This is a genomic window from Bacillus sp. S3, assembly GCF_005154805.1.
Lineage (GTDB): Bacteria > Bacillota > Bacilli > Bacillales > Cytobacillaceae > Neobacillus.
Genome location: NZ_CP039727.1, coordinates 254582 through 279979 on the forward strand (window position 1 = coordinate 254582; position 25398 = coordinate 279979).

The 25398-nt window shown below is 40.6% G+C and carries 26 protein-coding genes, 1 riboswitch and 1 other annotated feature; of the genes, 16 read left to right on the forward strand and 10 right to left on the reverse strand.

Annotated elements, in window-relative coordinates:
• Window positions 1–29 precede the first annotated feature (29 nt).
• Window positions 30–581, reverse strand: a complete 552-nt coding sequence (locus FAY30_RS01270) for a TetR/AcrR family transcriptional regulator (protein WP_149868202.1) — start codon at window positions 579–581, stop codon at window positions 30–32.
• 230 nt (window positions 582–811) lie between these two features.
• Here FAY30_RS01270 and FAY30_RS01275 point away from each other — a divergent pair, with 230 nt between their 5' ends.
• From FAY30_RS01275 to FAY30_RS01285, 3 genes are all read left to right on the forward strand, one after another.
• Complete coding sequence (locus FAY30_RS01275) at window positions 812–1729, forward strand: class I SAM-dependent methyltransferase (RefSeq protein WP_149868203.1); 918 nt, start codon at window positions 812–814, stop codon at window positions 1727–1729.
• A gap of 141 nt (window positions 1730–1870) precedes the next feature.
• The gene (locus tag FAY30_RS01280; RefSeq protein WP_149868204.1) at window positions 1871–2593 is read left to right on the forward strand and encodes a hypothetical protein; all 723 of its coding nucleotides are present in this window, start codon (window positions 1871–1873) and stop codon (window positions 2591–2593) included.
• A gap of 1 nt (window position 2594) precedes the next feature.
• Window positions 2595–3341, forward strand: coding sequence for a hypothetical protein (locus FAY30_RS01285; RefSeq protein WP_149868205.1), 747 nt, complete (start codon window positions 2595–2597; stop codon window positions 3339–3341).
• Between the two features lie 29 nt (window positions 3342–3370).
• On the opposite strand, the gene FAY30_RS27050 is transcribed toward FAY30_RS01285, so the two are convergent.
• Complete coding sequence (locus tag FAY30_RS27050; RefSeq protein ID WP_190284782.1) at window positions 3371–3637, reverse strand: hypothetical protein; 267 nt, start codon at window positions 3635–3637, stop codon at window positions 3371–3373.
• A gap of 56 nt (window positions 3638–3693) precedes the next feature.
• Between FAY30_RS27050 and FAY30_RS01290 the strand changes: the two genes are divergently transcribed.
• The 3 genes from FAY30_RS01290 to FAY30_RS01300 are packed head-to-tail and all read left to right on the forward strand — an operon-like array spanning window position 3694 to window position 5496.
• Window positions 3694–4188, forward strand: a complete 495-nt coding sequence (locus tag FAY30_RS01290; RefSeq protein ID WP_149868206.1) for a sigma-70 family RNA polymerase sigma factor — start codon at window positions 3694–3696, stop codon at window positions 4186–4188.
• On the forward strand, window positions 4181–5203 hold the full coding sequence (locus FAY30_RS01295; RefSeq protein WP_149868207.1) for an anti-sigma factor: 1023 nt from the start codon (window positions 4181–4183) through the stop codon (window positions 5201–5203). The genes FAY30_RS01290 and FAY30_RS01295 overlap by 8 nt, the downstream gene beginning before the upstream one ends.
• Window positions 5188–5496, forward strand: coding sequence for a hypothetical protein (locus FAY30_RS01300; RefSeq protein WP_149868208.1), 309 nt, complete (start codon window positions 5188–5190; stop codon window positions 5494–5496). The genes FAY30_RS01295 and FAY30_RS01300 overlap by 16 nt, the downstream gene beginning before the upstream one ends.
• Window positions 5497–5893: 397 nt before the next feature.
• Here FAY30_RS01300 and FAY30_RS01305 read toward each other — a convergent pair whose 3' ends face one another.
• On the reverse strand, window positions 5894–6610 hold the full coding sequence (locus FAY30_RS01305) for a polysaccharide deacetylase family protein (protein ID WP_190284905.1): 717 nt from the start codon (window positions 6608–6610) through the stop codon (window positions 5894–5896).
• A 180-nt stretch (window positions 6611–6790) separates the two neighbouring features.
• On the opposite strand from FAY30_RS01305, the gene FAY30_RS01310 reads away from it, so the two are divergent.
• A complete protein-coding gene (locus tag FAY30_RS01310; RefSeq protein WP_149868209.1) occupies window positions 6791–7486 on the forward strand; it encodes an AIM24 family protein in 696 nt (231 codons plus the stop codon).
• Between the two features lie 76 nt (window positions 7487–7562).
• On the opposite strand, the gene FAY30_RS01315 is transcribed toward FAY30_RS01310, so the two are convergent.
• A complete protein-coding gene (locus tag FAY30_RS01315) occupies window positions 7563–9389 on the reverse strand; it encodes an APC family permease (RefSeq protein ID WP_149868210.1) in 1827 nt (608 codons plus the stop codon).
• Between the two features lie 152 nt (window positions 9390–9541).
• Window positions 9542–9685: riboswitch (cyclic di-AMP (ydaO/yuaA leader) on the reverse strand.
• A gap of 127 nt (window positions 9686–9812) precedes the next feature.
• Here FAY30_RS01315 and FAY30_RS01320 point away from each other — a divergent pair.
• Entirely contained in the window at window positions 9813–9959 is a 147-nt protein-coding gene (locus tag FAY30_RS01320) for a hypothetical protein (RefSeq protein ID WP_149868211.1), read from the forward strand.
• 414 nt (window positions 9960–10373) lie between these two features.
• On the opposite strand, the gene FAY30_RS01325 is transcribed toward FAY30_RS01320, so the two are convergent.
• Window positions 10374–11093, reverse strand: a complete 720-nt coding sequence (locus FAY30_RS01325) for a nuclease-related domain-containing protein (RefSeq protein ID WP_263315273.1) — start codon at window positions 11091–11093, stop codon at window positions 10374–10376.
• A 373-nt stretch (window positions 11094–11466) separates the two neighbouring features.
• On the opposite strand from FAY30_RS01325, the gene FAY30_RS01330 reads away from it, so the two are divergent.
• The 3 genes from FAY30_RS01330 to FAY30_RS01340 are packed head-to-tail and all read left to right on the forward strand — an operon-like array spanning window position 11467 to window position 14033.
• Window positions 11467–12444, forward strand: a complete 978-nt coding sequence (locus tag FAY30_RS01330; RefSeq protein ID WP_149868212.1) for an ABC transporter ATP-binding protein — start codon at window positions 11467–11469, stop codon at window positions 12442–12444.
• Window positions 12441–13244, forward strand: a complete 804-nt coding sequence (locus FAY30_RS01335; protein ID WP_149868213.1) for an ABC transporter permease — start codon at window positions 12441–12443, stop codon at window positions 13242–13244. The genes FAY30_RS01330 and FAY30_RS01335 overlap by 4 nt, the downstream gene beginning before the upstream one ends.
• A 6-nt stretch (window positions 13245–13250) precedes the next feature.
• Window positions 13251–14033, forward strand: coding sequence for an ABC transporter permease (locus FAY30_RS01340; protein WP_190284783.1), 783 nt, complete (start codon window positions 13251–13253; stop codon window positions 14031–14033).
• 88 nt (window positions 14034–14121) lie between these two features.
• Here the strand turns inward: FAY30_RS01340 and FAY30_RS01345 are convergent, their stop codons facing one another.
• The 3 genes from FAY30_RS01345 to FAY30_RS01355 are packed head-to-tail and all read right to left on the reverse strand — an operon-like array spanning window position 14122 to window position 17986.
• The gene (locus tag FAY30_RS01345) at window positions 14122–15213 is read right to left on the reverse strand and encodes a GerAB/ArcD/ProY family transporter (protein ID WP_149868214.1); all 1092 of its coding nucleotides are present in this window, start codon (window positions 15211–15213) and stop codon (window positions 14122–14124) included.
• Window positions 15210–16412, reverse strand: a complete 1203-nt coding sequence (locus FAY30_RS01350; RefSeq protein ID WP_149868215.1) for a Ger(x)C family spore germination protein — start codon at window positions 16410–16412, stop codon at window positions 15210–15212. Before FAY30_RS01350 ends, FAY30_RS01345 begins: the two co-directional genes overlap by 4 nt.
• Window positions 16409–17986 (reverse strand): spore germination protein, encoded by a 1578-nt coding sequence (locus FAY30_RS01355; RefSeq protein ID WP_411675471.1) that lies wholly within the window; start codon window positions 17984–17986, stop codon window positions 16409–16411. The genes FAY30_RS01350 and FAY30_RS01355 overlap by 4 nt, the downstream gene beginning before the upstream one ends.
• 197 nt (window positions 17987–18183) lie before the next feature.
• Between FAY30_RS01355 and FAY30_RS01360 the strand changes: the two genes are divergently transcribed.
• Window positions 18184–18759, forward strand: a complete 576-nt coding sequence (locus FAY30_RS01360) for a TetR/AcrR family transcriptional regulator (protein ID WP_149868217.1) — start codon at window positions 18184–18186, stop codon at window positions 18757–18759.
• Between the two features lie 369 nt (window positions 18760–19128).
• Here FAY30_RS01360 and FAY30_RS01365 read toward each other — a convergent pair whose 3' ends face one another.
• On the reverse strand, window positions 19129–19383 hold the full coding sequence (locus tag FAY30_RS01365; protein ID WP_149868218.1) for an alpha/beta-type small acid-soluble spore protein: 255 nt from the start codon (window positions 19381–19383) through the stop codon (window positions 19129–19131).
• 101 nt (window positions 19384–19484) lie between these two features.
• Window positions 19485–19698: a binding site (T-box leader), on the forward strand.
• A 51-nt stretch (window positions 19699–19749) separates the two neighbouring features.
• Here FAY30_RS01365 and argS point away from each other — a divergent pair.
• From argS to FAY30_RS01385, 4 genes are all read left to right on the forward strand, one after another.
• On the forward strand, window positions 19750–21444 hold the full coding sequence (gene argS / locus FAY30_RS01370; protein ID WP_149868219.1) for an arginine--tRNA ligase: 1695 nt from the start codon (window positions 19750–19752) through the stop codon (window positions 21442–21444).
• Window positions 21445–21516: 72 nt separating this feature from the next.
• Window positions 21517–21984 (forward strand): DinB family protein, encoded by a 468-nt coding sequence (locus FAY30_RS01375; protein ID WP_149868220.1) that lies wholly within the window; start codon window positions 21517–21519, stop codon window positions 21982–21984.
• A gap of 85 nt (window positions 21985–22069) precedes the next feature.
• A complete protein-coding gene (locus FAY30_RS01380) occupies window positions 22070–23248 on the forward strand; it encodes an MFS transporter (protein ID WP_149868221.1) in 1179 nt (392 codons plus the stop codon).
• A 270-nt stretch (window positions 23249–23518) separates the two neighbouring features.
• The gene (locus tag FAY30_RS01385; protein WP_223820861.1) at window positions 23519–24700 is read left to right on the forward strand and encodes a NupC/NupG family nucleoside CNT transporter; all 1182 of its coding nucleotides are present in this window, start codon (window positions 23519–23521) and stop codon (window positions 24698–24700) included.
• A 20-nt stretch (window positions 24701–24720) separates the two neighbouring features.
• Here FAY30_RS01385 and FAY30_RS01390 read toward each other — a convergent pair whose 3' ends face one another.
• The gene (locus FAY30_RS01390) at window positions 24721–25314 is read right to left on the reverse strand and encodes an undecaprenyl phosphate transporter UptA (RefSeq protein WP_149868223.1); all 594 of its coding nucleotides are present in this window, start codon (window positions 25312–25314) and stop codon (window positions 24721–24723) included.
• Window positions 25315–25398 lie beyond the last annotated feature (84 nt).

Consider the following 25398-nt stretch of genomic DNA (forward strand, 5'->3'; position numbering starts at 1 on the left):
TTATCTTTCAAAGTAACACGAGTGTCAATTTACGTATTTGTGAACATTCCGTGACGGATAATTTCCTTTATTGAGCTGACCCATTCGGAAGCGGGGATTCCAAAATGATTCGGAATGACAACCGATTGGAAAATATAACCTAAAATTAAAGCGTTTGGAATGGTGGATTTTAGCTTCCCTTCTTCTTTACCCAATTCTATGAAGCCTTGCAAGTACTGATACATATCAAAATGGAGTTTACCAAACTTTTCTTCATTACCGGGGATTTGCTGGCCGATCTTGATTAATTTTTGAATATCGGTCTGGCTGAATATAAGCTGTAAAAGAAAATCAAACTGTGCTTCAAATCCTTGCTGATCGTCTAATTGCTTTAACTTAAGAAGAAATTGGTCCATTTCATAAAAGACAAAGTTTGTAAGAAGTTCGTCTTTATTCTCGTAGTATTTATAAAGAGCCCCTCTTGATACGTGTAAAGAATCAGCCAGCAAACCAAAGGTAAATCCCTCATATCCTTGTTCAAGAAGAAGCCGTTTCGTTTCATGAAATAAATCTTCTTTAGAAAATTTACGTTCGCGTGCCATATTTTCACCTCAGAGATATTATAAACAAATATATGGAAAGTTGGAAAGGAAAGTGGACGACGATTTTCTGATTCCTGATTTTTTTCTAGTATTTCAGAATAAATTTATTGACATTATATGTTTAGTATGATATAATAATTTTTTATTGACGACTATTGAAAACTATCATAAAATAAGCTCCTAGCGATAATTTTGCTGGGAGCTTTTTTCTTTTTAAAGGGGGAGATTTTTTGGAAGCCAATAAGGAAAGTTTAACGGCATTAGTCAGCTGCTATGCCAGGGGATATCATGCATCGAACAGCACCCGGCCCATTTTTAATGATCAGTTTGCCTATTTACTTTTACGGGATGAGGAAAAACGACTTATCAGCATCAATTGGGCAAAAGCCATTGCCTTTTTTGATCCGGAAAAGAGTGAATTATTCAAGACATTTGCCGAAAAATTAGAATGGGTAATGAACAACCAAACCATTCCTCAATTAGTCAGCCGGGCAAGGTATGCAGAGGATGGCCTCAGGTCTGCGATTGAACGAGGTGTCAGGCAATATGTCATTTTAGGAGCCGGTCTCGACACATTTGCATTAAGACAAAAACATATACCAAAGGATTTTATCATCTATGAAGTCGATCACCCCGCAACCCAAGCCTTCAAAATTAACCGTCTTCAAGAAATGGGTTATGACATTCCTGCAAACGTAAAATTTGTTCCTGTTGATTTTAAACAAGATTCCTTAGCTGATGAGCTGAAAAAAAGCGGTTATGATTCTCAAAAGATTGCTTACTTTAGTTTATTGGGTGTTGCCATGTACTTAGAAAAGGTTGACTTTTTCAAACTCCTTACTGATATTTCCGAGATTTCGTTAAACGGAAGCTCTTTCGTCTTTGATTACCTGGACGATATCGCTTTTAATGACAAAAGAGCCTCGAAGAAACTCATCCAAATGCGGCAAATTACTGCCATGTCAGGTGAAGCTATGGTTACCGGTTTTGATCCGTTCGAGCTTGACCGGGAGCTGCAAGATTGCCACATGCTTCTATATGAAAATCTCTCTCCTGCCAATATCGAAGAATTATATTTTGCGGACAGAGAAGATGGATTACATGCCTTCGACCATTTCCACTTTGCACATTTAGTTGTGCAGAAATAGTTTTGACCACCGTTCGATCTTGAACGGTGGTTTTTGGTTTGTTTTGAGTGCCACCAAGAAGAAGCGAGGTGCCTTTTTTATTTTCTATGCAGGATTTTTGGGTAATTTTAGTGAATTATGTAAAATCAGGGGGGCGGTTGAATGGTGGTTCAGTTTGATTTTACGTTTCAGCTAATAGGTTATATCACTGGATTTATAGCGTGGTGTGCCATTGGGATGCTTGCCTATCGTTTTTATAAGAAGCAGCCGGATAAGCCGAAAATATGGAAAGTCATCCTTTGTATGCTGGTCGGTCTATTTTCCTTTTCGTTTAATTGGAGGGTATTTGATACGCCCGTCAAATTTGCCATTCTACCACTCGGTGTTTGGATTTTGTACTTCCTATTAAAAGCTAAGGATGGGCGCTGGGAGAGGTATCGAAAGTTTGTTTGGCTTGGATTTTTGGCGAATTATATTTTCTTGGCTGGGACCTTACTAGCGCTACCACTCCAGCATATTATTTATCCTGAAAATAAACTGTCTACCTATATTGGAGACTTTGAGAATGCTAGGATTATCAATACCCATCCTTCAGCGTTGGAACGCTCACTGGATTTGGAAGTCCTGCAGAAACATGTGCATAGTATGGCGGCAAAATCAGTTCATGGCCAGCAGTGGTATTATGATGACGACGTGGCAAGAGAAGATTCAACCGATAGACATGAACGGTTTCCATACGTGCTTACTGGAATATCCACTAAATGGGGAAGCGGGCTTGAAACGATGATTTATCTTGAAGCTGACGGAAAAGGAATGTTAGTCACCACAGGAAAAAGGCAGCTTTATTTTCGCTCCAAAGTATCGTTGCTGAAGGGAGATAAATAAGATGCAGAAAAAAAGAATTTGGGTTTTCACCCTATTAGGAATCTTAATTCTGTCTTCAGCGATAATGTATAGGTACTATTTTTCCAACCCAAAACCGTTTCCATCGAATAAACAAGCGGCAGCGCAGATCAATCACACCCTTCTAAATGCATCCGCAAGTGTTATTCAAGATACGGTCGATGTGGGACAGAAGCATAAAGTGGTTCCTTTTATTTCGGAGGATGGGAACTATGGGCTTAGTTATTGGGAGTGGAAAAAGAATAAATGGCGGATTGTCTCGGTTAACACGGGTGGTTCACCGCACATTTGGAAGGTTAAAAGTGATGATCCGTCAACGTACCGCTTGGTTTGGAATGTTCATCCTGATGATCAATTGAGCTATATGAAGTTCTTTTTAATAAGGGATCGAGGTTTTTTTGGACATGATGGGATTGAAACGTATGATCCCAAGATTCAAATGGAGAAAAAAATCCCCATGCAGGCGAAATCTTACGGCGTGATGAAACTACCGAATGATTGGATTGAAATAATAAATTCTTCGATAAAGGTGGATGTCTCCAAGGCGCCAGGGACATTTTTTACCTTTCAACCTGTTAACAATCAGTTCTATTTTGGCTGGACTCCCTATGATGAAAGGGATAACGTTGTAAATCCAGCCTCATCTATTGGAGGCGGCTGGACAAGTGGTGCTGAAATTGAATTTGCTAGACATTTAGGCACCGCGGAAATTGAGAATCCGAGGGAGTAAATAGAGGAGCGTTATGAAGAAATGGAATTTTATATGATTTTATTTGTTTTTATCTTATTGCTTGTGATTAGTTCGATTTCAAATATTATTTTTAAATTAACTAAAAAGAAAGATTGGATTATATCCATTTTGCTAAGTGTGGTTTTATCCGTTGTCATTAGAGCTGTACTAAATGGCTGATTTCCGGTACTTAATATGGTGAGTAAAATGATGCAACACTTGATCAAGGAGTCAGTCCCTTGCTTCAATTGTTGCTTTTTTTTACGAAAACAACCATTATAAAAAGTTTTTTCCATAAATCTGCAACCTTTTGCTATTGTTAAACGTGGTTAGGGTGAAAGGGGGAGCAAGAGTGGAGCTAGATCAGGCTTATCGAGAACATGTTAATGATTTATACCGATATCTTTACTCCCTTTCAAAGGATCATTTTATTGCAGAGGATTTGGTTCAGGAGGCCTTTTACCGGGCCTATTTGCATCTGGAGGATTATGAAATTTCCAATATTCGCGCATGGCTATTTAAAGTCGCTTACCGTGCCTTTATTGATTTTCAACGAAAAAATAAGCGTTTGGTCATTCAAGATCAGCTGGAAGAGGGAAGTTTTTCTAAGGAAACGCCTGAAAAGAGACTGCTGGAAAAGGAAGGCTTTCAATTATTATTAGACGACATTCATTCCTTAAAAGAACAGGAAAGACATGTGCTGCTGTTATGTGATTTACATCAGCTAACGTATAATGAAGCGGCGGAAATTTTGGAAATGAACATAAATACGTTGAAAAGCCATTTACATAGGGGCCGAAGGAAAGTCATGGATAAAGTCAAGGAAAGGAAGATGGCAGATGAGTGATGAAAAAAATAATTTGGATGATGACTATCAAAAATACCTAAAGGATTCGCTAAATGAAGTGGGCGGGATTAGCCCTTATTCAAAAGAAGGCCAAACAGAGATCGTCACGATTGGAAAAAATATGGCCCGCAGGACAAATATCATGATCAGTCTGGCCATTCTGTTATTAATTGTTCCAATCATGACTTTGTCCACATACATGTACTATGCCATCGGCGGTAAGGCAGATCATTTGATTGATGTGGTAACAAAAACCATTTATGTGACCGAGCCGAATATGGGATTAGAAAAGCTGCGTTTAGAAGATGAAATTGGCTTTTTTTCTATGAATATCAAGTTTGATGTTTTTAAACGAATTGGCAAAGAAGATTATAAGGCTGGAACCTATGATATTGACTTTTTTCTCGATCAGCCGAGTTTTCCAAAGAAGAATATGCTGTTAGACCGGCCGCTGCCTGAATTTCCTAGTAAGGAAACAGAAGCTATGATTCATCCTAAAGCAAACATTCCGTTTAATGAAACAGATCAATGGGACATCTTAAAGAAGATTCCGGATGGGACCGTTGCCGAGGTATATGTCTCGCTCAACAAGGTAATGAAACCGGAAGATTTAAAAAACAGTCTGCCTAAAGATATGGAGCTTCGCTGGCTGGCAGTGGATACGGGAATGGATACTGCTCAGGTGGATGAAGAAGGGGTGCCGATTACGCCGTTAGGTTATCCTGCCCAGTATGACCCAACGATTTGGTCTCCATTTAGGACATACGATGGAACAAATGAAGACGTGTTTCTTGATATTTTATCATTGCTTGAAAAAAATGAGGCCGTTGCCGAAAAAGTCGCCCGTGCTAAATCATTGTCCTTGGAAAGCCGCCTTGCCTATATCAAGAAACACGGCATTAAGGTTTATGGCGCCGTCATCACCGGCCCGACGGAAGAGTTGAGAAAATTACAGGACACAAAAGAAATTCGTGCGTTAAAGGTGGGGGAGGTTAAACTATGGAATTGGGAATGAAGAAAAAAGGAGGAAGCAGACGCCTTCCAACAATATCAGGATTTCTATCTTTTCTGATTGCGCTGATTTCGTTAGCCGGTTTAAATGTTGCCCTTTTGATCAAAGAAAAAGTGTTTCCAGGAGTGTTTATTATTCAACTGCCGATCGTAGGCTTTTTCCTCGGGCTTTTGGGTCTATTTACGAGGAGAAGATCGAGGCTGTATGCCATTTGGGGACTGTCCTTAAGTATTTTTCTATTACTGTTTACTCTTCTAATGGTGGTTTCGTCATTAGGGATCAATTATAAGCCATAATAAGAAGTGAAAAAGGCGGCTGAATGCTGTCTTTTTTATTACAAACTGTAAAGAATTTGCCTTAATGGACATACTGTGTATAAAAGCCTGTCTAGATGGGGTGATAAACTTGGACAAAGCTGCAAATTTATGTTGGGAAGGGATGACACTTAAACATGTCTCCCACCCCAAAATTGTTAAACTATATATACTATTTATTTTTATCTCCCTTATGGTTGAATTGTTTTTAATTGTACTATTTGGGGTGTCTTGTTTTATTTTTTATCAAAATGGCTTTAGTCCGGATATTGTCTATTATATTTGTGGTGCCGTATTGCTAGTAATGTTTGGTATTACGGTTTCAGTGCTAAAAACCATTATTTTAAGACATCATTATATAAAACCTCATTAGCGTTTCTTATTCTTTATTAGAAAGCAGCTCAGACACAGTCACAAAGCTGTATCCTTTTTCTTTCAGTGCCGGCAAAAATAACTTTAAGGCCTCGATGGTCTGACTTCTGTCGCCGCCGCCATCATGCAGGAGAATAATGTCGCCATTCCGCGCGTGACGGATGACATGATTAGCGATGTTCCGTGCTCCCGGCAAGGACCAATCCTTTAATTCCTGATGATAGGACCAAAGGACAACCCTGTATCCTTGTTCTTTTGCCTCATGCAGCAGTGCATTGTCCAAATATCCACCCGGTGGCCGAAACAACTTAGGGTGGTTAGGCTGATACTTTTGAATAATACGTTCAGCCCGACTGATTTCGCCGCTCATCTGTTGGAAACCAACTTTATTTTCATATGGGTGTGTCATGGAGTGATTGCCTATTTCATGGCCAGCTTCCACAACTTGTTCGACAACGTCCGGATACAGCTCCATTCTGTTTCCGATTTGAAAAAATGTTGCATGGGCACTATACTTCTCCAAAAGAGCAAGCACCTGCGGTGTATAAATCGGGCTTGGTCCATCGTCAAATGTTAAAGAAATAACCTTTTTTGAGGTCGTCACATCCCAGACCACTTGCCCAGTAGGCTCCACTTGCCTTCTCTTTATCATCTCTGCAAACACATTTGATTGAAGGCTGGAGTAAAAACAGATACATGCAATAATGATTCTAACCCGTTTCATCACGACAAAAAGCCCCTTTTTCAATCCTTTTCTTACCCAACTTGTAAGTCTTTATAATTTGCGTCATTATTATCATTCCTATGTTAATGTCCATAGACCAGAAAAAGGAAAAACACGAACAATTTTGAAACTATATTGTTTTTTCCTCGTACATACAGTTATGGAAGGATGGTGGGCAAGTTGAGCAGATACTCAATTGAAGAATTTATTAAACAAACGGAGCAAGAGGATAAAGGGGAAGGCTTTTTCGAATTAGAAACACCGAGGATGCTTGAAGTAAATTTGGACGGCCTTGTATGGGCGAAAGCAGGGTCAATGGTTGCTTATCATGGAAAAATAAAATTTGAGCGTGAAGGCATTTTGGAGCATGGCTTGGGAACAGCATTCAAAAAGGCGTTTACCGGTGAAGGGGCATCGTTAATGAAAGCAAACGGCCGGGGGAAATTGTACCTTGCCGACGAAGGGAAAAAGATCATCATCCTTAATTTACAAAACGACTCGATCTATGTGAACGGTAATGATCTGCTTGCATTTGAACCAGGGATTAAATGGGAGATTAAATTAATGAAGCGGATTGCCGGGATGATGGCAGGCGGCTTATTCAATGTCCGCTGTGAAGGAACGGGCATGATTGCGATCACTACACACTATGAGCCATTGACATTACGGGTTTTGCCAGGTCAGCCGATTATAACCGACCCAAATGCCACCGTCGCCTGGTCCGGAAACCTCCAGCCCGAGTTCCAAACCGATATCAGTTTAAAGACATTCTTCGGAAGAGGCAGCGGCGAGTCCATTCAAATGCGATTTGAAGGCGACGGTTTTGTTGTGGTCCAGCCTTATGAAGAGGTTAAGCGGGTGGAGAGGAGTAATTAAAGGCAAAAATATTTGTGTAGGGAGAGGACAACAAAAAACATCTGATCCTTAGGTCAGATGTTTTCGTTTGTATGAATTACTTTTTCAAATGATAAGGCACTGTCGTAATAATCACGTTTCTCCGGTATAGTAAGAATGAACGAATCAGTAAGCTTGACTGGTTGTGAAGAATATTGTGCCAGCCTTTTTTAGGAATAAACTGCGGGATGACAACGGTAACTTGATAATTCGATTCCCTTGCCTTATGTTCCACTGTATCTACAAATTTGGTCAACGGTTGAATAATACTGCGATAATGAGAATGCAGTGTCACAAGCCGGACATCGGGCTGCCATTTCTTCCATTTCTCTTCAAACTTCTTTTCATCTTCTCTTTCAAAAGCAACGTAAACCGCAATAATCTGGTCGGGTGAAAGAGATTTAGCATAATTGATGGAGTTTTCTACCACGTGCGTTATACCTGCGACCGGTACAACAATGACATTCCCTTCAATTGGAACTACAGGCTCGCAACTGCTAATTCTGAGTTGATCCCCGACTGCATCATAATGCTTTCTTATTCTATGGAAAACAAGAATGATAAGCGGGATGAAAATTAGTACAGGCCAAACCTGAGCGAATTTTGTTAAAAAGAACACGATGGTCACCGTAAAGCTAATGAATGCACCTGTTGTGTTAATAATGAGCTTTGGTACCCATCCGGTTGGTTTTTCACGAATCCATTTCAGCATCATTCCTGTTTGCGATAACGTAAAAGGAATGAAAACACCCACGGCATAAAGCGGAATGAGATGTTCTGTCTGACCTTCAAAAAACATAATTAACAAGATGGAGGCTATACCAAGGATGATGATTCCATTGGAGTAACCTAATCGATCACCCCTAATGGTAAACATTCTAGGGATAAATTTATCTTTGGCTAAATTTACTGCAAGCAGAGGGAAGGCCGAATATCCCGTATTGGCAGCAAGAATTAAGATCAAAGCAGTAGTCCCCTGAATAAAATAATACATCCCATTCCGCCCAAAAACTTCTTCGGCAATTTGTGAGACGACCGTCACTTCATGGCGGGGAGAAATCCCATAAAAATAGGCCAACAGTACAATCCCAGAAAAAAGTATCGCTAATAATATCCCCATCGCCATTAACGTTTTGGCCGCATTTTTAGGAGCGGGGTCTTTAAAGTTTGGAATCGCATTTGAAATCGCTTCTACACCTGTTAAGGCGGAACTTCCAGAGGCAAAGGCCCGTAAGAGAATAAAGAGACTGATTCCGGCTACGGGAGTGCCAATCGGTGCAGATAAATCTGGCGAAACCCGGCCTGTTACAATGTTGAATAATCCAACCCCAATTAGTATGAATAAAGCCAGCACAAACAAATAAACAGGATAGGCTAATATAGACGCCGACTCCGTTACTCCTCGTAAGTTCAAGATGGTTATGAAAATGACAAAGATAATGGCAATGGCTACAGTGTGTGCGTGTAAGGCCGGAAAGGCAGATGTGATCGCATCTGTACCAGCAGATACACTTACAGCCACTGTTAAAATATAATCAACTAATAAGGAACCACCCGCAATCAGGCCCGGATTAATACCTAAATTTTCTTTCGAAACCACATATGCTCCGCCGCCATGTGGATAGGCAAAGATAATCTGGCGGTAAGAGAGAATTAACGCTGCTAATAGTATTAATACACCGATTGCAATTGGAATGGAGTACCAAAAGGCAAGGGTGCCCAATGTAAACAGGACAATCAAAATTTGTTCAGGTCCATAGGCAACGGAAGATAATGCATCCGATGAAAGGATTGCTAAGGCTTTCGTCTTCGACAGCCTTTGTTCCCCTAAAGCTGTTGATTTTAAAGGACGCCCAATTAATAAACGCTTGATTGAAGACTTCATTGCTTTTCACCGCCGAATAAGTATAAATATAGTGTTCTCTTTTAATCTAAAAAAACCCCAATGCAAGGGATTTTTAAAACAAATAAAAAAAGTCTACAAGTCATCAATGAATAGACCTGTAGACATTATTGTTCATATGTCACAAGCTCCACCTTCCTTCTCATATAACGCTTACGAGGTTAGCTGTCGGATTAGGGCCAATGAGTAGCCCAGCCTAAAAGGATTCACCCCTAGAGTTAAAAGTTAACTCGGAAAAAAGGTTCCCCCGTACCATAAGGTTTCAGCGATTTAGAAATTTGAAACTGTGGATTATCATACTCCCGCGTAACGAAAAAGTAAATAAAAAATTTGTATTTTACCGATGAATGTAATTCCTAGATAAGTAAATAATAGTGTTATTTTATTCCTGAAAGGAGAGATCCCATGTCAACCCATAAAAAACCGTTATTCACGGATGAGTTTTTAGAAGAATTAGCAAAAGAGATTTCCCTATTATATGGAGGACCTGATTATAAAACAGACCATTTGAAGGAAAAGAGTGAGGGAGGGAAGCAAAATAGTGAAGAATGAGTCCGTTGGGAGAATTGGATGCAACCCGCGATGGAAAAAATGTAGAAATGAATCCAATAGGGGTCATTGGATGCAAACCGAGATGAAAAAGATGAAGAAATGAATCCAATGAGGGGTATTGGATGCAAAACGGGATAGAAAAAATGTAGAAATGAATCCAATAAGGGGTATTGGATGCAAAACGGGATAGAAAAAATGTAGAAATGAATCCAATAAGGGGTATTGGATGCAAACCGAGATGAAAAAGATGAAGAAATGAATCCAATGAGGGGTATTGGATGCAAAACGCGATAAAAAATGAATCCAGCAGCTGGTATATCAGGCTAAAACACGAAATAAATGAAAAGCACCCAATCAAATTTGTTTGCAAAATAAACTAATCCCCATTTGATCAAAATGGAGATTAATTTACTATTACTCATAAGTGGACCACTGTCCGTACCCAATAACCTTAAGATTTTTCTTTAAAATTCTGCTTATTCTTGCTTGGGCCACGTTCATTTCACACCAGTTAAGAACATCATTAGTTGTTATTTTTCTATCAGGAAAAAGGAGTTTAAGTTCTCTCACACTCCGCATTACTGCAGCTTCAAAACCTTCTTCATTCCCACATTCATCACAAAGGGTCTTCCTTCCATGCACGGAAATTGAAAATGAGTGGCAAGCTTTGCACGTTAGTCCCTTTTGTATTTTATCAAAATCATAATTTGGTAAATCCGTATAAGGGGATTCCGTCTGAAGAAGTGAAACTAATAGATCCGCAATCTTATGATGCCTGTCATTTAATTTCATTGTAGAGGCATTTAGCTTATTCATTAAAAAATCAAGTTGTGTAGGATAAATGATAGGTTTGTTCTTAGGTGCTTGATAAAGGGTAAAAGCGGGATTGATAAATACAACCCATGCTTCTATGCGGATTCTGTAACCGTGCTTCAGTAATAACTGACTAAGCAGAGATTCACATCTGTTTAACTGATGGAGTGGATTTTGAATCTTAGTTTCGTGCATTGAGTAAAAATTATCTGCCTCGAAATAATAATCCCCTTCATAATTTTTAATTTCGAAGAGATAAAGGACATCTTGAATAATTAAAGAGTCAATTTGAAATGTTGTATTGTTACTCTTCAGCAGCAAATCGTTTACAATCAGGATTCGCTTTGAAGTTTTTCGGTTAACTTATCAAACTTTACTTCCCCTTCAAAGCCCTTTTTAAGGTTAGAATAGTATTGCTTGTCATTTTCAGGTAGATTCACTCTTGTGTTTAATGACCTTAAAATCTTTAGTCTGTCTGATTCAGTGCGTAATTTAAAAAACATAATCCACTACCTTTCCTAACGCCGGCTATTTCTATTTCATTTTATTATAAGAAACAGAAATATTTGGAAATGAGGGGTGAACATTTTGTTACACCTTTGGAGTAATAATATTCCAAATATTCTTGACGCTCTTCTGTCTGAGATGTTATTATTTTCCTCTGCGACTCAAAATGTGAGGGAGTGAAACCGAATTGATTCAATTAGAGGGAATAAGCAAATCATACAAGATTGCCAAACGGTCAACCGGGCTGCGGCAGGCTGCAAAAGCACTCTTTTACCGGGAACATACAATAGTTGACGCACTAAAAGACCTCTCTTTTTCTATTAATCAAGGAGAAATTGTCGGCTATATCGGTCCGAACGGTGCTGGTAAATCGACAACGATTAAAGTCATGAGCGGCATCCTGGTGCCCGACACCGGGAAGTGCACGATCATGGGGTTTACACCTTGGAAAGACCGAATTCAGTATGTGAAAAATATTGGTGTCGTCTTCGGCCAGCGTTCCCAGCTCTGGTGGGATGTGCCAGTGATGGATTCGTTCGAACTTCTCAGAGACATCTATAAGGTTCCCCAACAAGACTATAAATCTACGATCGACCTGCTCATCGAAACGCTTGAACTACAAGAGATTGTCCATTTACCCGTCCGTCAATTAAGTCTTGGCCAGCGAATGCGCTGTGAGATCGGGGCTTCTCTCATCCACAATCCGAAAATTTTATTTTTAGACGAACCGACCATCGGGCTGGATGCCGTCTCGAAAATCGCCGTCCGTCAGTTTATCAAAACGATCAATAAAGAAAAAGGGGCAACTATCATCCTCACCACACACGATATGAATGATATTGAGGCATTAGCTGATAGGGTGATTTTAGTTGGCAAGGGCAGTTTATTATACGACGGCAACTTAGCGGAACTTCGAAAGCGGTTTGGTACACATAAAACGATCACAGCGGATTATGTAAAAAATATTAACTCCATCCGCATCCCCGGGGCTGCCACACTTTCGTGGACACCGGAAAGGGTCGTGCTGAGTATCGATACCGAGCAGGTAAAAACCTCGGAGGTCATCAAACAACTATCCAACAAGGTAGACCTTTTAGATGTAACGGTTGAAACGCAGCCGATTGAAGACATCATTGTTCGACTTTATCGGGAGTACCAAATATGAGGGTGTATGGGTCGGTTTTGAAGCTGCGGCTTTCAATGGGCATGCAATACCGGGCAGCGGCACTAGCTGGAGTGGCAACGCAATTTTTCTGGGGATTTATCACAATTATGGTGTTTGAAGCATTTTACGAATACACGGTACAAACCCCACCTATTTCATTAAGAGAAATCATCACTTACATATGGCTGCAGCAGGCATTTCTTGTTTTCATTACGATGTGGTTTCGTGACTCTGAGCTGTTTGAGTTAATTACAAGCGGAAATATTGCCTATGAGCTGTGTCGTCCATGTGAGCTTTATGGTTTTTGGTATGCAAAACTGCTCGCACAGCGATTATCGAGCGCCATCCTGCGCTGTTTTCCGATTTTGATGGTATCCTTTCTGTTGCCTAAACCCTACGACATGACTTTTTCACCTAGTTTATCTGCTTTTCTATTATTCCTAACTGCCTTACTTCTGGGCTTATTATTGTTGGTTGCTATTTCAATGTTTTTATATATTTCCGTTTTTATAACGATGTCACCGATGGGGTCAATACTAGTTTTTTCAATCCTAGGCGAGTTTTTTGCCGGTTTAATTATTCCGGTTCCCTTAATGCCATCGTGGCTGCAAAATATAGCGAATGTTCTTCCGTTTCGCTGGACGGCTGACTTTCCTTTTCGGGTCTATTCTGAACATATTCCGCAGGATGAAGCCATTATAGGGATACTCATTCAATTAGGATATTTGCTTGTCCTCGTTTTATTAGGCCGAGTTGCCCTTAACCGGGTAGTAAGAAAAGTGGTTGTCCAGGGAGGTTGATTCACATTGCGTCTTTATTATAAGTATTTGCTGATTTTGTTTAAATCACAGATGCAATATCGTACATCTTTTTGGCTGTTGACAGTAGGTCAGTTTTTTATCCCTTTAACCGTTTTTGCCGGTCTGTTTTTTTTATTTGAACGGTTTGGGCAAATAAAAGGCTGGGATTTTTTCGAGGTGGCGCTTTGCTTCGCGGTTATCCACATGGCCTTTAGCTTAAGTGAGTGTTTTGCCCGCGGGTTTGATATGTTTTCAAGTTTAATCATCAAGGGGGAATTCGATCGCTTACTGGTACGTCCAAGAAGCACGTTTCTACAGGTGCTCGGCTCAAAATTCGAGTTTACGAAATTTGGCCGGCTGCTGCAAAGTTTCATTGTTTTAATATGGGCCCTTAGTAATCTGCCTATTGACTGGAGTGTATTCAAAGTCATTACCCTTGTGCTGATGATCACAAGCGGGGTCCTTATTTTTACCGGAATCTATATGCTTGCAGCCAGCATCTGTTTTTGGACAGTTCAGGGCCTTGAAGTGGCGAATATTTTTACAGACGGAGGCAGGGAGATGGCGCAATATCCGTTAAATATTTATCAAAAATGGGTAACCCGCTTCTTTACCTATGTGATTCCTTTTGGAACAGTAAATTACTTGCCGCTAAAGTATATTCTCGGAAAAATAAACGGAGACGACCTCATCCATATGCTGACTCCTGTTCTGGGGAGTTTGTTTATTCTGCCGTGTTTTCTTGTTTGGCAATTTGGTGTCAGGCACTATCGTTCAACAGGGTCATAGGCAGTATACGATCATCGCGATTTACAATTAATCAAACGATTGATTAGTAAAACAAATTTTCAATCAAACGTTTGATTATCATCTAGCATTAATGACTGCCTGCCCGCTTTTTACGAATGCTGCCAATACCCCAAAGCAATAGTGGGATTCCCACCATGTTGATCGGTAAAGCGTAGTGGGTCCAATACGTTTTCATATAGCCATAGGTGTAAGATGGATTAGGAAAAAACTGTGCCAAGGCGAAAAAAAGTGGTGCCGTAATCCAAATCATCTTCCGCCAGTCTTTGATCTTGAATAATTGAGCGGTGCCATAACAGGCCAAAAAGAAATACAGGGATAGCTTGATAAAAACACTTAATATCCAGACTAACACGGCAATAATTTCCAAATTTTGGATAAAATCCATGACAGAGATATAGCTGACGACATCAAACGTGGGGTGGCGCAGTTTAGCGGATATCTCTGGTCCAAAAATCAGCAGCACGCATAAAGCAACAATAGTCACTGCGAAGGCAGCCAAGGCAATCCCGCCTACGGCACTTTTTAGGGCCTTTTGCGGCTCGTTCATAAAAGAGACGAGCATAAGCATCATGACAGACTCTCCAAGGAATGCCAGCGGGGTCAAGGCTCCTTTCCAAATCGAAACAATTCCGGAATCGATAAAGACTGGCATCAAATTAAGGGTGTCAAAATCTTTAATGGATAGAATGATCAACAAGATTACAGATAGGATGATAATTGGCCCGAAAACCTCGCTGCACCGTCCAATTCCTTCGATTCCACCTATGTAAGTTACATAGATGAGTAACAACAGCATCGTAACATACAAGGCCCAGGGAGGGGTGGTAGGGAGCAGGATGGTAATCGTAAAATCAGCAAATTCTCTTAATATATTGCCTATAACAGAAAACCATTGAAAGAGATAGACAAGCACAATCAATGTTCCAAGCCATTTTCCCAAAATAAGCTTACTAAATTGAATTAACGAATGGTTGGGGTGAAGCTGAGCTGCTTTTGTGGCTGCATAGGCTATTAGTACACCAAGCAAGCTGGCGATTACATATGAAATCCATATATCTTGCTTGGCATCTTCCATGACCGGACCAATTGTGAGAAGGATAATGTTTCCTGTCTCAAACGTAAACATCAGCCAAAAAATTTGCAGTCCAGACAGTTTCATTTTTTAATCTCACTTTCCTTAAATAATAATGATGGACCATCCATTCCTATTTGTTTAATCTTAATTGTTGCCCTTACGGAAATATCCGCTTGTGAAAATGTCTGATCCCAATTTGTTCGTAACTTTTTCCAGCGAATGGGATGCTTTCGATGAATGACCTCGCCGAAACCAAAAATATCTAAACCATACTTTTCTTGTACCTTTGTTATCGTTTGCTGAACCTGCTTTTGTGCCTCTTTTTCGAATTTCTTTTCCAGGAGCTTTAAATTATCGGTATACTCAACATCTAATTCTGAGTTACTTTCTGTCAAAGCTCCTTCACCTGTCAAACTGACAGTAAACTTTAGCTGATTATTTTTACCAAATTTCGGTTCGATTTTGCTCTTTATTTTCGTTAAAGTGATGCTGGCATTCCCCTCTTGTTTCGGAATGCTAATATTCATTTTTTGAAGAATCCCCATTACCCAGAGCATATCTTTGTTTTCAGCAGCATTTAGAAACCCGAGCATTTTAATATTATGATCAAATACGCTTACACCTGTGATACGAAATAACTTGGGGTTTGGCGAATCCTCTTTCCCGGTCTTCACCCCCTCAAGTGAGCTGCTTATTTCGATGGCAGGAATCGTTGTACGAATTCCCTCGCGGTTTGCCGCAATCAGCATTTTTAAATAAGAAGTATCCCCTCTTCCGCCACTTTGCCGGTGCTCCTTTAATGCCGAAGCAGCGGGCGATTTCTCTAATGGATTAGCCACCGTAAGGAATTCTTTTGCTGTAGACCCCTTTACCACAAATACATCCGCCCGAAGACTGACATCAGAGGCTCGGCTATTCATATCAAGCTCATTTTTAAGTCCGCGTTTGGCAAACTCCTCGCTAAAAAGGACCACGCGGCGCTGGCCAAAAAATGCCTCTCTTGGGAGTTTTGTCTGCATGTTTTGCATGGCATCGCCAAGATTTTTTCCTTTTGCAGAAATGGTGAAAAATCCCTGTTGCGCTGCTCCGCCTCCGCCGCCTTGGGTTTGGACGTTCGCGGGAATGACAATTTGTCCGCTGACTTCAACCCCGCCGTTTTCAGCCGTATCCCAGCCGGTTGCCAGCCAAATGGCCCGGTCGTTTAATTCCATGCGATCCCAGCAGCCGGATAAAAAAAGTAATGGGAGGCATAATCCAAAACAGAGAACGGTATTTTTCTTCATTGCTGCCGTCCTCCTTTTTGGGGACCTGGTTTTTGCTCTGAAGGAATCCGCTGTTTATTTCTTCCAAACGTAAAGATGGGGCCATATATGTTTGCCCATCTTGGCGCCCGAAATAAAACATCCTTTAAATCTCCCGGAATTTGCGGTGCCAAAGGTGTAAAATACGGAACCCCGAAGGAGCGGAGGTTGACTAGATGGATGGTCAAGGCGATAAAGCCGATGACAATACCATATAAGCCAAACATTCCTGCTAAAAGCAGCATCGGAAATCTGACAAGCCTCAGTGCCGTGCCAAGGTTATAACGGGGAATGGAAAAGGACGCAATCCCGGTTGTCGCCACCACAATGACCATCGGTGCTGAGACAATTCCGGCTTGTACAGCTGCCTGGCCGATGACAAGCGCCCCGACAATACTGACAGCTGAGCCTACCGCCTTTGGAAGGCGAATCCCAGCCTCCCGCAGCCCTTCAAACACAAATTCCATAATCAATGCCTCAATGATGGCTGGGAATGGAACTCCTTCACGTGCTGCTGCAACACTTATTAGAAGTGTAGTTGGAATCAACTTGGGGTGATAGGTCGTCAAGGCAACGTATATAGATGGTAAATACATCGTCGTATTAAATAAGATATAACGAATAAAGCGAATAAAGGAAGTATAGAGAAACCGTTCATAGTAATCCTCTACAGCCTGCAGACCGTTCCAAAAGGTCATAGGTACAATCAGGGCGAACGATGTATTATCTACCAAAATGGCCACTCTTCCTTCTAGAAGATTAGCAATCACAATATCAGGTCTTTCGGTATTTTGAATCTGGGGAAATGGTGTAAAAGGATTATCTTCTATAAACTCCTCGATATACTCCGATTCAAGAATCCCATCGATTTCAATCCGTCCGAGCCTGCTCCGGACTTCTTCCAAAAGGTTATCAGGAGCAAGTCCCTCAATGTAGGCAATCTCTACGCTTGTTTTTGACAATTCCCCAATCGTTAATGATTCGAGTTTGAGTCGGGAACTACGAATTCTTCTCCTTAGCAGCGAAGTATTTGTCCGGATGGATTCTGTGAATCCGTCCCTTGGCCCGCGAATCGTAATCTCAGATGCCGGTTCTTCCACACTGCGCTGGGCCATTCCTTTAAAATCGGCAATTACTCCCTTTGTTTCCCCCTCGATTATAATCCCAACATTGCCCATTAAAATCCCATCAATAAATTCATCAAAGTTTGCGACCGTCCTATTGGGGGTAACAGCAAATAATTGCTGCTCAATCAATTGCTTAAGTGAATGAACTTCGCTTAAGCCATCGGGAAATCCATCAAACAACAGGGGCTGCAATAATACTTGCTCTAACGTCTTTGAGTCCGTTAACCCGTCTAAGAAAATTAAAAGTATTTGCGGTTTCCCTTTTAAAAAGATAGGGTGAATGACAAGGTCAGCGCAGTTATGAAAAATATCCTTTACCATTTGTTCGTTTGCTGAGAGTTCTGAATGTAAAGGGTGATTTTTTAAATTAGAAGTATATGGGGTGATTTTATTATTAATAGCTTTTTTTCGCTTACGGAACCGAAACATCATAAAGCCCCCTTACATAACCTGTGTATATTTTTCCATTTAGAAGGGGTTGTATGCATTAGTTTTTGTCTGCGGGAAAAACTATTTATTCCAACAAGATTCCAAATAAAATTGAAACTGCAAAAATGCTATGATATAGTAAAATTAACTTAGAAGTGACTATAAAACTAAATTGGTCAAATAGGATGGTGATGCATATGGCACCCGACAGAAGAAAGATGATTGTGGAAGCAGCGACAAAATCCTTTTCCTTATTTGGCTTTAAGGCGACAACAATGGATCAGGTTGCGAAGCTTGCCAATGTAGGAAAAGGAACGATTTATACTTTTTTTAAAAATAAAGAAGAGTTATTTGAAGAGATTATTTCTACACTGGTAAAGGAAATGATTGCTGAGGCAGATGCTGTCATCCAGCCGGAATTACCATTTACGGAAAATGTCCATCGAGCCTTATACCGTTTATTAGAATTTCGTTCCCAGCACCAGCTCATGATTAAGCTTGTCCAGGAAGAAACAGAAATGGGGACATTAGCGGTTACCGAAATGCTGCAGCATGTCGAAAATGAGATTATTGCTTTTTTAAAGAAAAAAATCGAGACAGCCATTGTGAAAGGGGCCATTCCACCCGTTAATACTGAAATCACCAGCTTTCTTTTGTTAAAAATGTATATTGCCCTTGTTTCTGACTGGGAAAGAAATCACGAACCGTTAAGTTCAGGGCAAATTGCTGAAATCATGAAGGGCTTTCTTTTAAAAGGGCTTCAAGAAGAATAAAACGACTTGTACTTTATAAAGGCGCAGGTCGTTTTTACTTTGTGGAGAATTGAATGCAAAACCGGCGTTGAAAAAGGGAGAAATGAATCCAATAAGGGGTATTGGATGCATAACCCCGATTCAAAAAGGGAGAAATGAATCCAATAGGGGGTATTGGATGCATAACCCTGATTCAAAAAGCGAGAAATGAATCCAATAGGGGGTATTGGATGCATAACCCCGATTCAAAAAGCGAGAAATGAATCCAATAGGGGGTATTGGATGCATAACCCCGATTCAAAAAGCGAGAAATGAATCCAATAGGGGAATTAGCTGCAAAAGCTAAAACCACAAAGCCCACAAAGGGATCTACAAAATAGATCCCACTCGTTACTGTCGTTTGCTCAAGTTTTCCTGTGCCATTTTCACGAGTTCGCGGACCATGCTGCCGCCAAGCCGGCCGCCAACTTTGCCAGCCTGTTCGGATGTGAGCTGGCCATTATAGCCCTTTTTCAAAGGAACACCGACCTCTTCGGCTGCTTCAAATTTCGCATCCTCCGGGCGGGCAGAATGAACTACCTTTGCTTTTAACGCATCCAAGCCTTGACGTGCTTCCGGGACAAGTATTTTATTTCTTCTAGCCATAAAAATCCCTCCTTTAACAGTAGGATTTCCTTAATAAAAAAAAATCAACATGACTGGATAAATCCTAATGTTTCCAGTATAATAACGGATAATCAAACCCTAAAAAATCAATGAAAAAGAGAGTAGTTATCTAGGAAGTGAAAGCGAGCCAGGGGCGGTGTGAGCCTGGTACGGAACAGATAATGAAGCGCACTTTTGAGATGCTCACCCGAATGAAGTAGGGTGCGACGGAGAATTCTTCGTTACAAAGCAAAGCCGGTTCAGATTTGAACAATTAGAGTGGTACCGCGGGATATTCAAACTCTCGTCTCTTTTTATAAGAGGCGGGGGTTTTTTGTTTTTTTAATAAAAGGAGGTCTTTTGAATATGAATTTTAAGAAGGAGCTGGCAGCCATTCTATTTGAGCTGCTTGACCAGGAAATCACAGCAGCGGATCTGGAAATGATGATCGAAAAGCCAAAAAACACCGAACATGGTGATTTAGCCTTTCCGTGTTTCACATTAGCGAAGCTGAAAAGAAAATCACCTCATTTGATCGCCCAGGAACTCAGTGAAAAGATTCAATCGCCAACATTTGAGAAGGTTGAAGTTGTTGGGGCGTACTTAAATATCTTTTTAAATAAAAAGCTTGTTTCGGAACAGCTGATCGACAGCATCATTAAGCAAAAGGGATATTTCGGGGACCACAAATTTGGCAATGGCGGTCACGTCACGATTGACATGTCGTCACCGAATATCGCTAAGCCATTTTCGATGGGTCATTTGCGCTCTACTGTAATCGGAAACTCTATTGCCCTAATTACAGAAAAATGCGGTTATAAGCCCATAAAAATTAACCATTTAGGCGACTGGGGCACCCAATTTGGGAAGCTTATTACCGCTTATAATCTATGGGGCAGTGAAGAAAAGGTAAAACAAAATCCCATTAAGGAGTTACTGGCACTCTATATTAAGTTTCATGAAATAGCAGAAACAGATCCATCGCTTGAAGATCAAGGACGCAGCTGGTTTAAACGTCTCGAGGATGGTGACACGGAGGCTTTAAGCTTGTGGCAATGGTTTCGCGATGAATCGCTCAAAGAATTTTCAAGAATATATGAGCTAATGAATGTCGAATTTGACTCCTATGCAGGCGAAGCCTTCTATAATGATAAAATGGATCGAATCGTCAAGCTGCTGGAGGAGAAACAGCTGCTAGTAGAATCCGATCAGGCCATGGTAGTCGAGCTAGCCGAAGAAGGCCTGCCCCCATGCCTGATTAAGAAATCAGATGGTGCAACGCTTTACGCCACACGTGATTTAGCTGCCGCTCTCTATAGAAAGGAAAACTATGACTTTGGCCAATCTGTATATGTAGTTGGCCACGAACAAAGCCTCCATTTTAAACAGTTAATTGCCGTTTTGGGAAAAATAGGTTACGAATGGGCAGAGAAAATGGAACACGTTCCATTCGGCATGATGTTAAAAGACGGCAAAAAGATGTCGACCCGTAAAGGAAAAGTTGTTCTTTTAGAAGAGGTATTAAGCGAGTCCATTGCAATGGCGCGTCATAACATCGAGGAGAAAAACCCCAATTTAGTAAACAAAGATGCCGTAGCGGAACAGGTGGGCGTGGGGGCGGTTATTTTCCACGACTTAAAGAACAACCGGATGAATGACATTGAATTTTCCTTAGAGGAAATGCTGCGCTTTGAAGGCGAGACAGGGCCATATGTCCAATATACGTTTGCACGGGCATGTTCTATTTTACGAAAAGCAAATTGGCAGGCCAAGTCACAGCCTGAAGCATGCACGAATTCTTGGAATAAAGAATGGAAGGTGGCAAGCCTATTAATGGAATTTGCACCAGCTATTAAAAGAGCTTGCGAGAATTACGATCCATCTCAGGTGGCCAAGTATATTGTCGACCTTGCCCAAGCCTTCAATAAGTATTATGCCGAAGTAAAGATTCTAGAAGAAAGCGCCGAAAAACATGCACGCTTGTCCCTTGTTTACAGTGTCACCGTCGTTCTAAAAGAAGGCTTGCGATTATTAGGAATAGAAGCACCTGAAGAAATGTAGGGCATTTCGTTTCATAATTGGTGAATAATGGTATAGAATGAAGCTATGTAACCAGTAGGGAGGCTAATGAAAATGAGTGCATTACTATTTAAGAGCTTTGAGCTAACAAGGAGCTATTTTATTAAAAATGTAGAGGCGTTAGATGAGGCGATTGTAGATACACAGCCGCATGGGTTTAACAATACAATCCACTGGCATATTGGTCATGTGTTAACAGTTGCGGAGCAATTTATGTTTGGCTTCCCAAAAAAATCAACGAACCTGCCAGCGAATTATATGGATTTATTTGCCACAGGTACTAAACCAGCTGACTGGCAGGGCGACGTTCCATCAGTGCAGGAATTGACTGCACAGTTAAAGGAGCAAATCAAAAGAATCAAGGAAATTCCAGGAGAAAGCTTTAACGAAAAGCTACAGACTCCGTTCCTTGGTCAAGAAACCTTTGGTGAGCTTGCGAACTTTGCGGTTTTCCACGAGTCACTTCATTTAGGTCAAATGCAGGCAATGAAACGTGCCATTGAAGCAGCAAATGTAAAGTAACCAATGTTTGTACGTGAAATTTCGTTTCTACCAATCGTAGAAACGTTTTTTCATTTTCATTATTTGAAAGGGGTTTTTACCTTTTATGGAAAAACAGCTGACGAAGGAAAGAATTTGGACAAAAGATTTTGTCCTGATCTGTTTGGCAAATTTCTTTATCTTTCTTGGATTTCAAATGACGCTTCCAACCATTCCACTATTTGTCGAAGATTTGGGCGGGAATGATCAATTAATCGGATTTGTTGTAGGGATTTTTACCTTCTCAGCCTTATTGCTGCGCCCATATGCAGGAAGTTCACTTGAAACAAAGGGCAGGGGATTTGTTTATCTCATTGGACTAGCCATTTTTGTCCTATCAGTCGGATCCTTTGGTTTTTTAACAAGCATTGTCTTCCTTTTTGCGATGCGCGTTGTTCAAGGTGCCGGCTGGGGATTTTCCACGACTGCCTCCGGAACGATTGCGACGGATTTAATTCCGGCGTCTAGGAGAGGAGAGGGAATGGGGTATTATGGACTGTCAGGCAATTTAGCACTGGCATTCGGTCCTTCCCTGGGGCTGATTTTAACCGGCATCATTTCGTTTAAACAATTTTTCTTAATTTGTGCCGGATTAGGAATGGTAGCACTTTTATTGTCATCAAGAATTACCTACAAAAAGGTCGAACCACGGCAGAAGAAGAAAAAGGAAAAGCTGGATCTGTATGAGAAAAATGCCTTGAAGCCATCGATGCTGATGTTCTTTATCACCTTTACATTTGGAGGGATCGCTGCCTTTCTCCCGTTATATACTGCTGAAAGGCATATTGCCGGCATCCAATTGTACTTTCTCTTATATGCACTTGCACTGATGGCCACAAGGGCTTTTGCTGGACAGCTATATGACCGAAAAGGACACCGGGCCGTCTTTATTCCAGGGACATTGTTGATTTTGATCGCGATGATGCTGCTATCTTGGCTTCCAAACAGCAGTGTTCTTTTTGTAGCTGCAGTTTTATACGGTCTAGGTTTTGGTACGGTACAGCCTGCCCTGCAGGCATGGTCGATCGAGAGAGTCCCAATAAATCGGAGAGGAATGGCGAATGCGACCTTTTTTTCTTTTTTCGATTTGGGGATTGGTTTAGGGGCGATGATGTTTGGTCAGATCAGCCATCTGTTCGGATATAGCAGCATTTATAAAACGTCCGCTGTGTCCATTTTCATTGCGATGCTGCTTTATTTCTACTATTTATATAAAGATCGGGTAAGTGTGGTGCAGCAAAGGTAGATGTTCAGATTGAATTGAATACTTGACTGGCGTGGAGAAGGGTCTCCATGCCTATTTGCTGTGAGGAAAAAAGGTGGATGATTTAATCTCAATAAGGGAAAAATAAAAGTTAGATGATAGCGAATATCCTGAATTTTACTACTTCCTTACATATGGTTGACATGAATAAGATGCAATTCTATAATCAAATTTATGTTTGAAAACGCTGTCGATTTTTGTCGAATAATTTACATCTTGGAGATAACATCATCAGAATAGGAGAGAATGTTTTTGAAATTTATATTGTTTTTGGCAGCATTAGTCGTTATTTTTTTGCTTGCCTTTATCGTAAGTAATAATAAAAAAGGGATTAAATTGAAACCGATTGCTATTATGCTCGTTTTACAGCTGATATTTTCTTTCATCCTGCTTAATACCGAAGTAGGGCTTGTGATAATCAGAGGAATAGCAGGGTTATTTGAACATCTTCTAGCCTATGCTGCTGATGGTGTTAATTTTGTATTCGGCGGAATTGCGAATAAAGGGGCAGGGCCTTTCTTCTTGAATGTTCTCTTGCCGATTGTCTTTATTTCCGTATTAATTGGAATCGCTCAGTATATAAAAGTCCTTCCGATTATCGTCCGTTTCCTTGGCCTCGTGTTAAGTAAGATTAATGGTCTTGGGAAATTAGAGTCGTATAATGCGGTGGCATCTGCTATTTTTGGCCAATCGGAAGTGTTTATTTCGGTAAAAAAACAGCTTCCATACCTTCCTGAACATCGCTTGTATACATTATGTACCTCGGCCATGTCAACAGTATCGGCATCGATTTTAGGGGCATACATGACAATGATTGAGCCAAAATATGTTATTACTGCCCTTGTATTAAACTTATTTGGCGGATTTATTATTGCAAATATCATTAATCCTTATGAAGTAACAGAAAAAGAGGATATTATTGAAATTGAAGGGGCAGAAAAACAAACCTTTTTTGAAATGCTTGGGGAATATATCATGGATGGCTTTAAGGTGGCAATCATTGTTGGGGCCATGCTGATCGGCTTTGTTGCCTTAATTAGTATGATAAATCACGTTTTTGCCGTCATCTTCGGGATTAGCTTCCAAATGGCGCTTGGATATGTATTTGCACCATTTGCCTTTATCGTTGGGGTACCTGCTTCCGAAATTGTTGATGCAGGAACCATCATGGCGACAAAATTAGTATCAAATGAGTTTGTTGCGATGATGGATTTAGGAAAAATCACAGATTCGCTATCAAGCAGAACCGTTGGCATCATTTCAGTCTTCCTTGTTTCCTTTGCTAACTTTTCATCGATTGGAATTATCAGCGGTGCCGTAAAAGGCTTGGATGAAAAGAAAGGAAATGTGGTGGCGAGGTTTGGACTTAAATTGTTATTTGGGGCAACACTTGTAAGCTTATTAACAGCCGCAATTACTGGAGTCATGTTATAAATAAAAACCACCGAATTTCGTTATTCGGTGGTTTTCTTCGTTTTTTTGATTAAAAAATAGATTGCTCCCAAAACAATTGCGGCAATGATAATTGGCAATATATATGGCTGGGCAACTTCCTTTACATGTGACCAATTTTTGCCCAATACCTTTCCTAAATAAATAAAAAGAATCGACCAAGGCAAAACAGCTGCCACGGTATAAAGAGTGAATTTGGTCGCTGACATTTTGGCAATCCCGGCAGGAATGGAAATAGCATGTCTTACAACAGGGATAAACCGGGCCGAGAATATGACTCCAGCACCATATTTTCTAAACCAAAGCTCTGCTACATCAATATGGCTCTTCTTAATAAGGACGTACTTTCCGTATTTCTCTAAAAATGGCCGGCCGCCATAGTAACCAGCCCAATATAGAAATAGCTGAGCAATTGTCCCGCCGATTGTCCCGGCAATAACCGCTCCGACAAAATTGAGATGTCCCTGTGAAACCATGTATCCGCCATAACCTAAAACTATTTCACTAGGGATAATCTCTATCATTAAACCTAGGGCAATGCCGAGGTATCCTAACTGGGATAAAAATTCTAATATGGAGTTAATAAAGTTAGCCATAGTTCACCTTCGCTTATGTATTGTTATAACCAAATATAGTTTATCTCAGTTTGTCTAATAATGAAATGAATATGGTCATTTTCC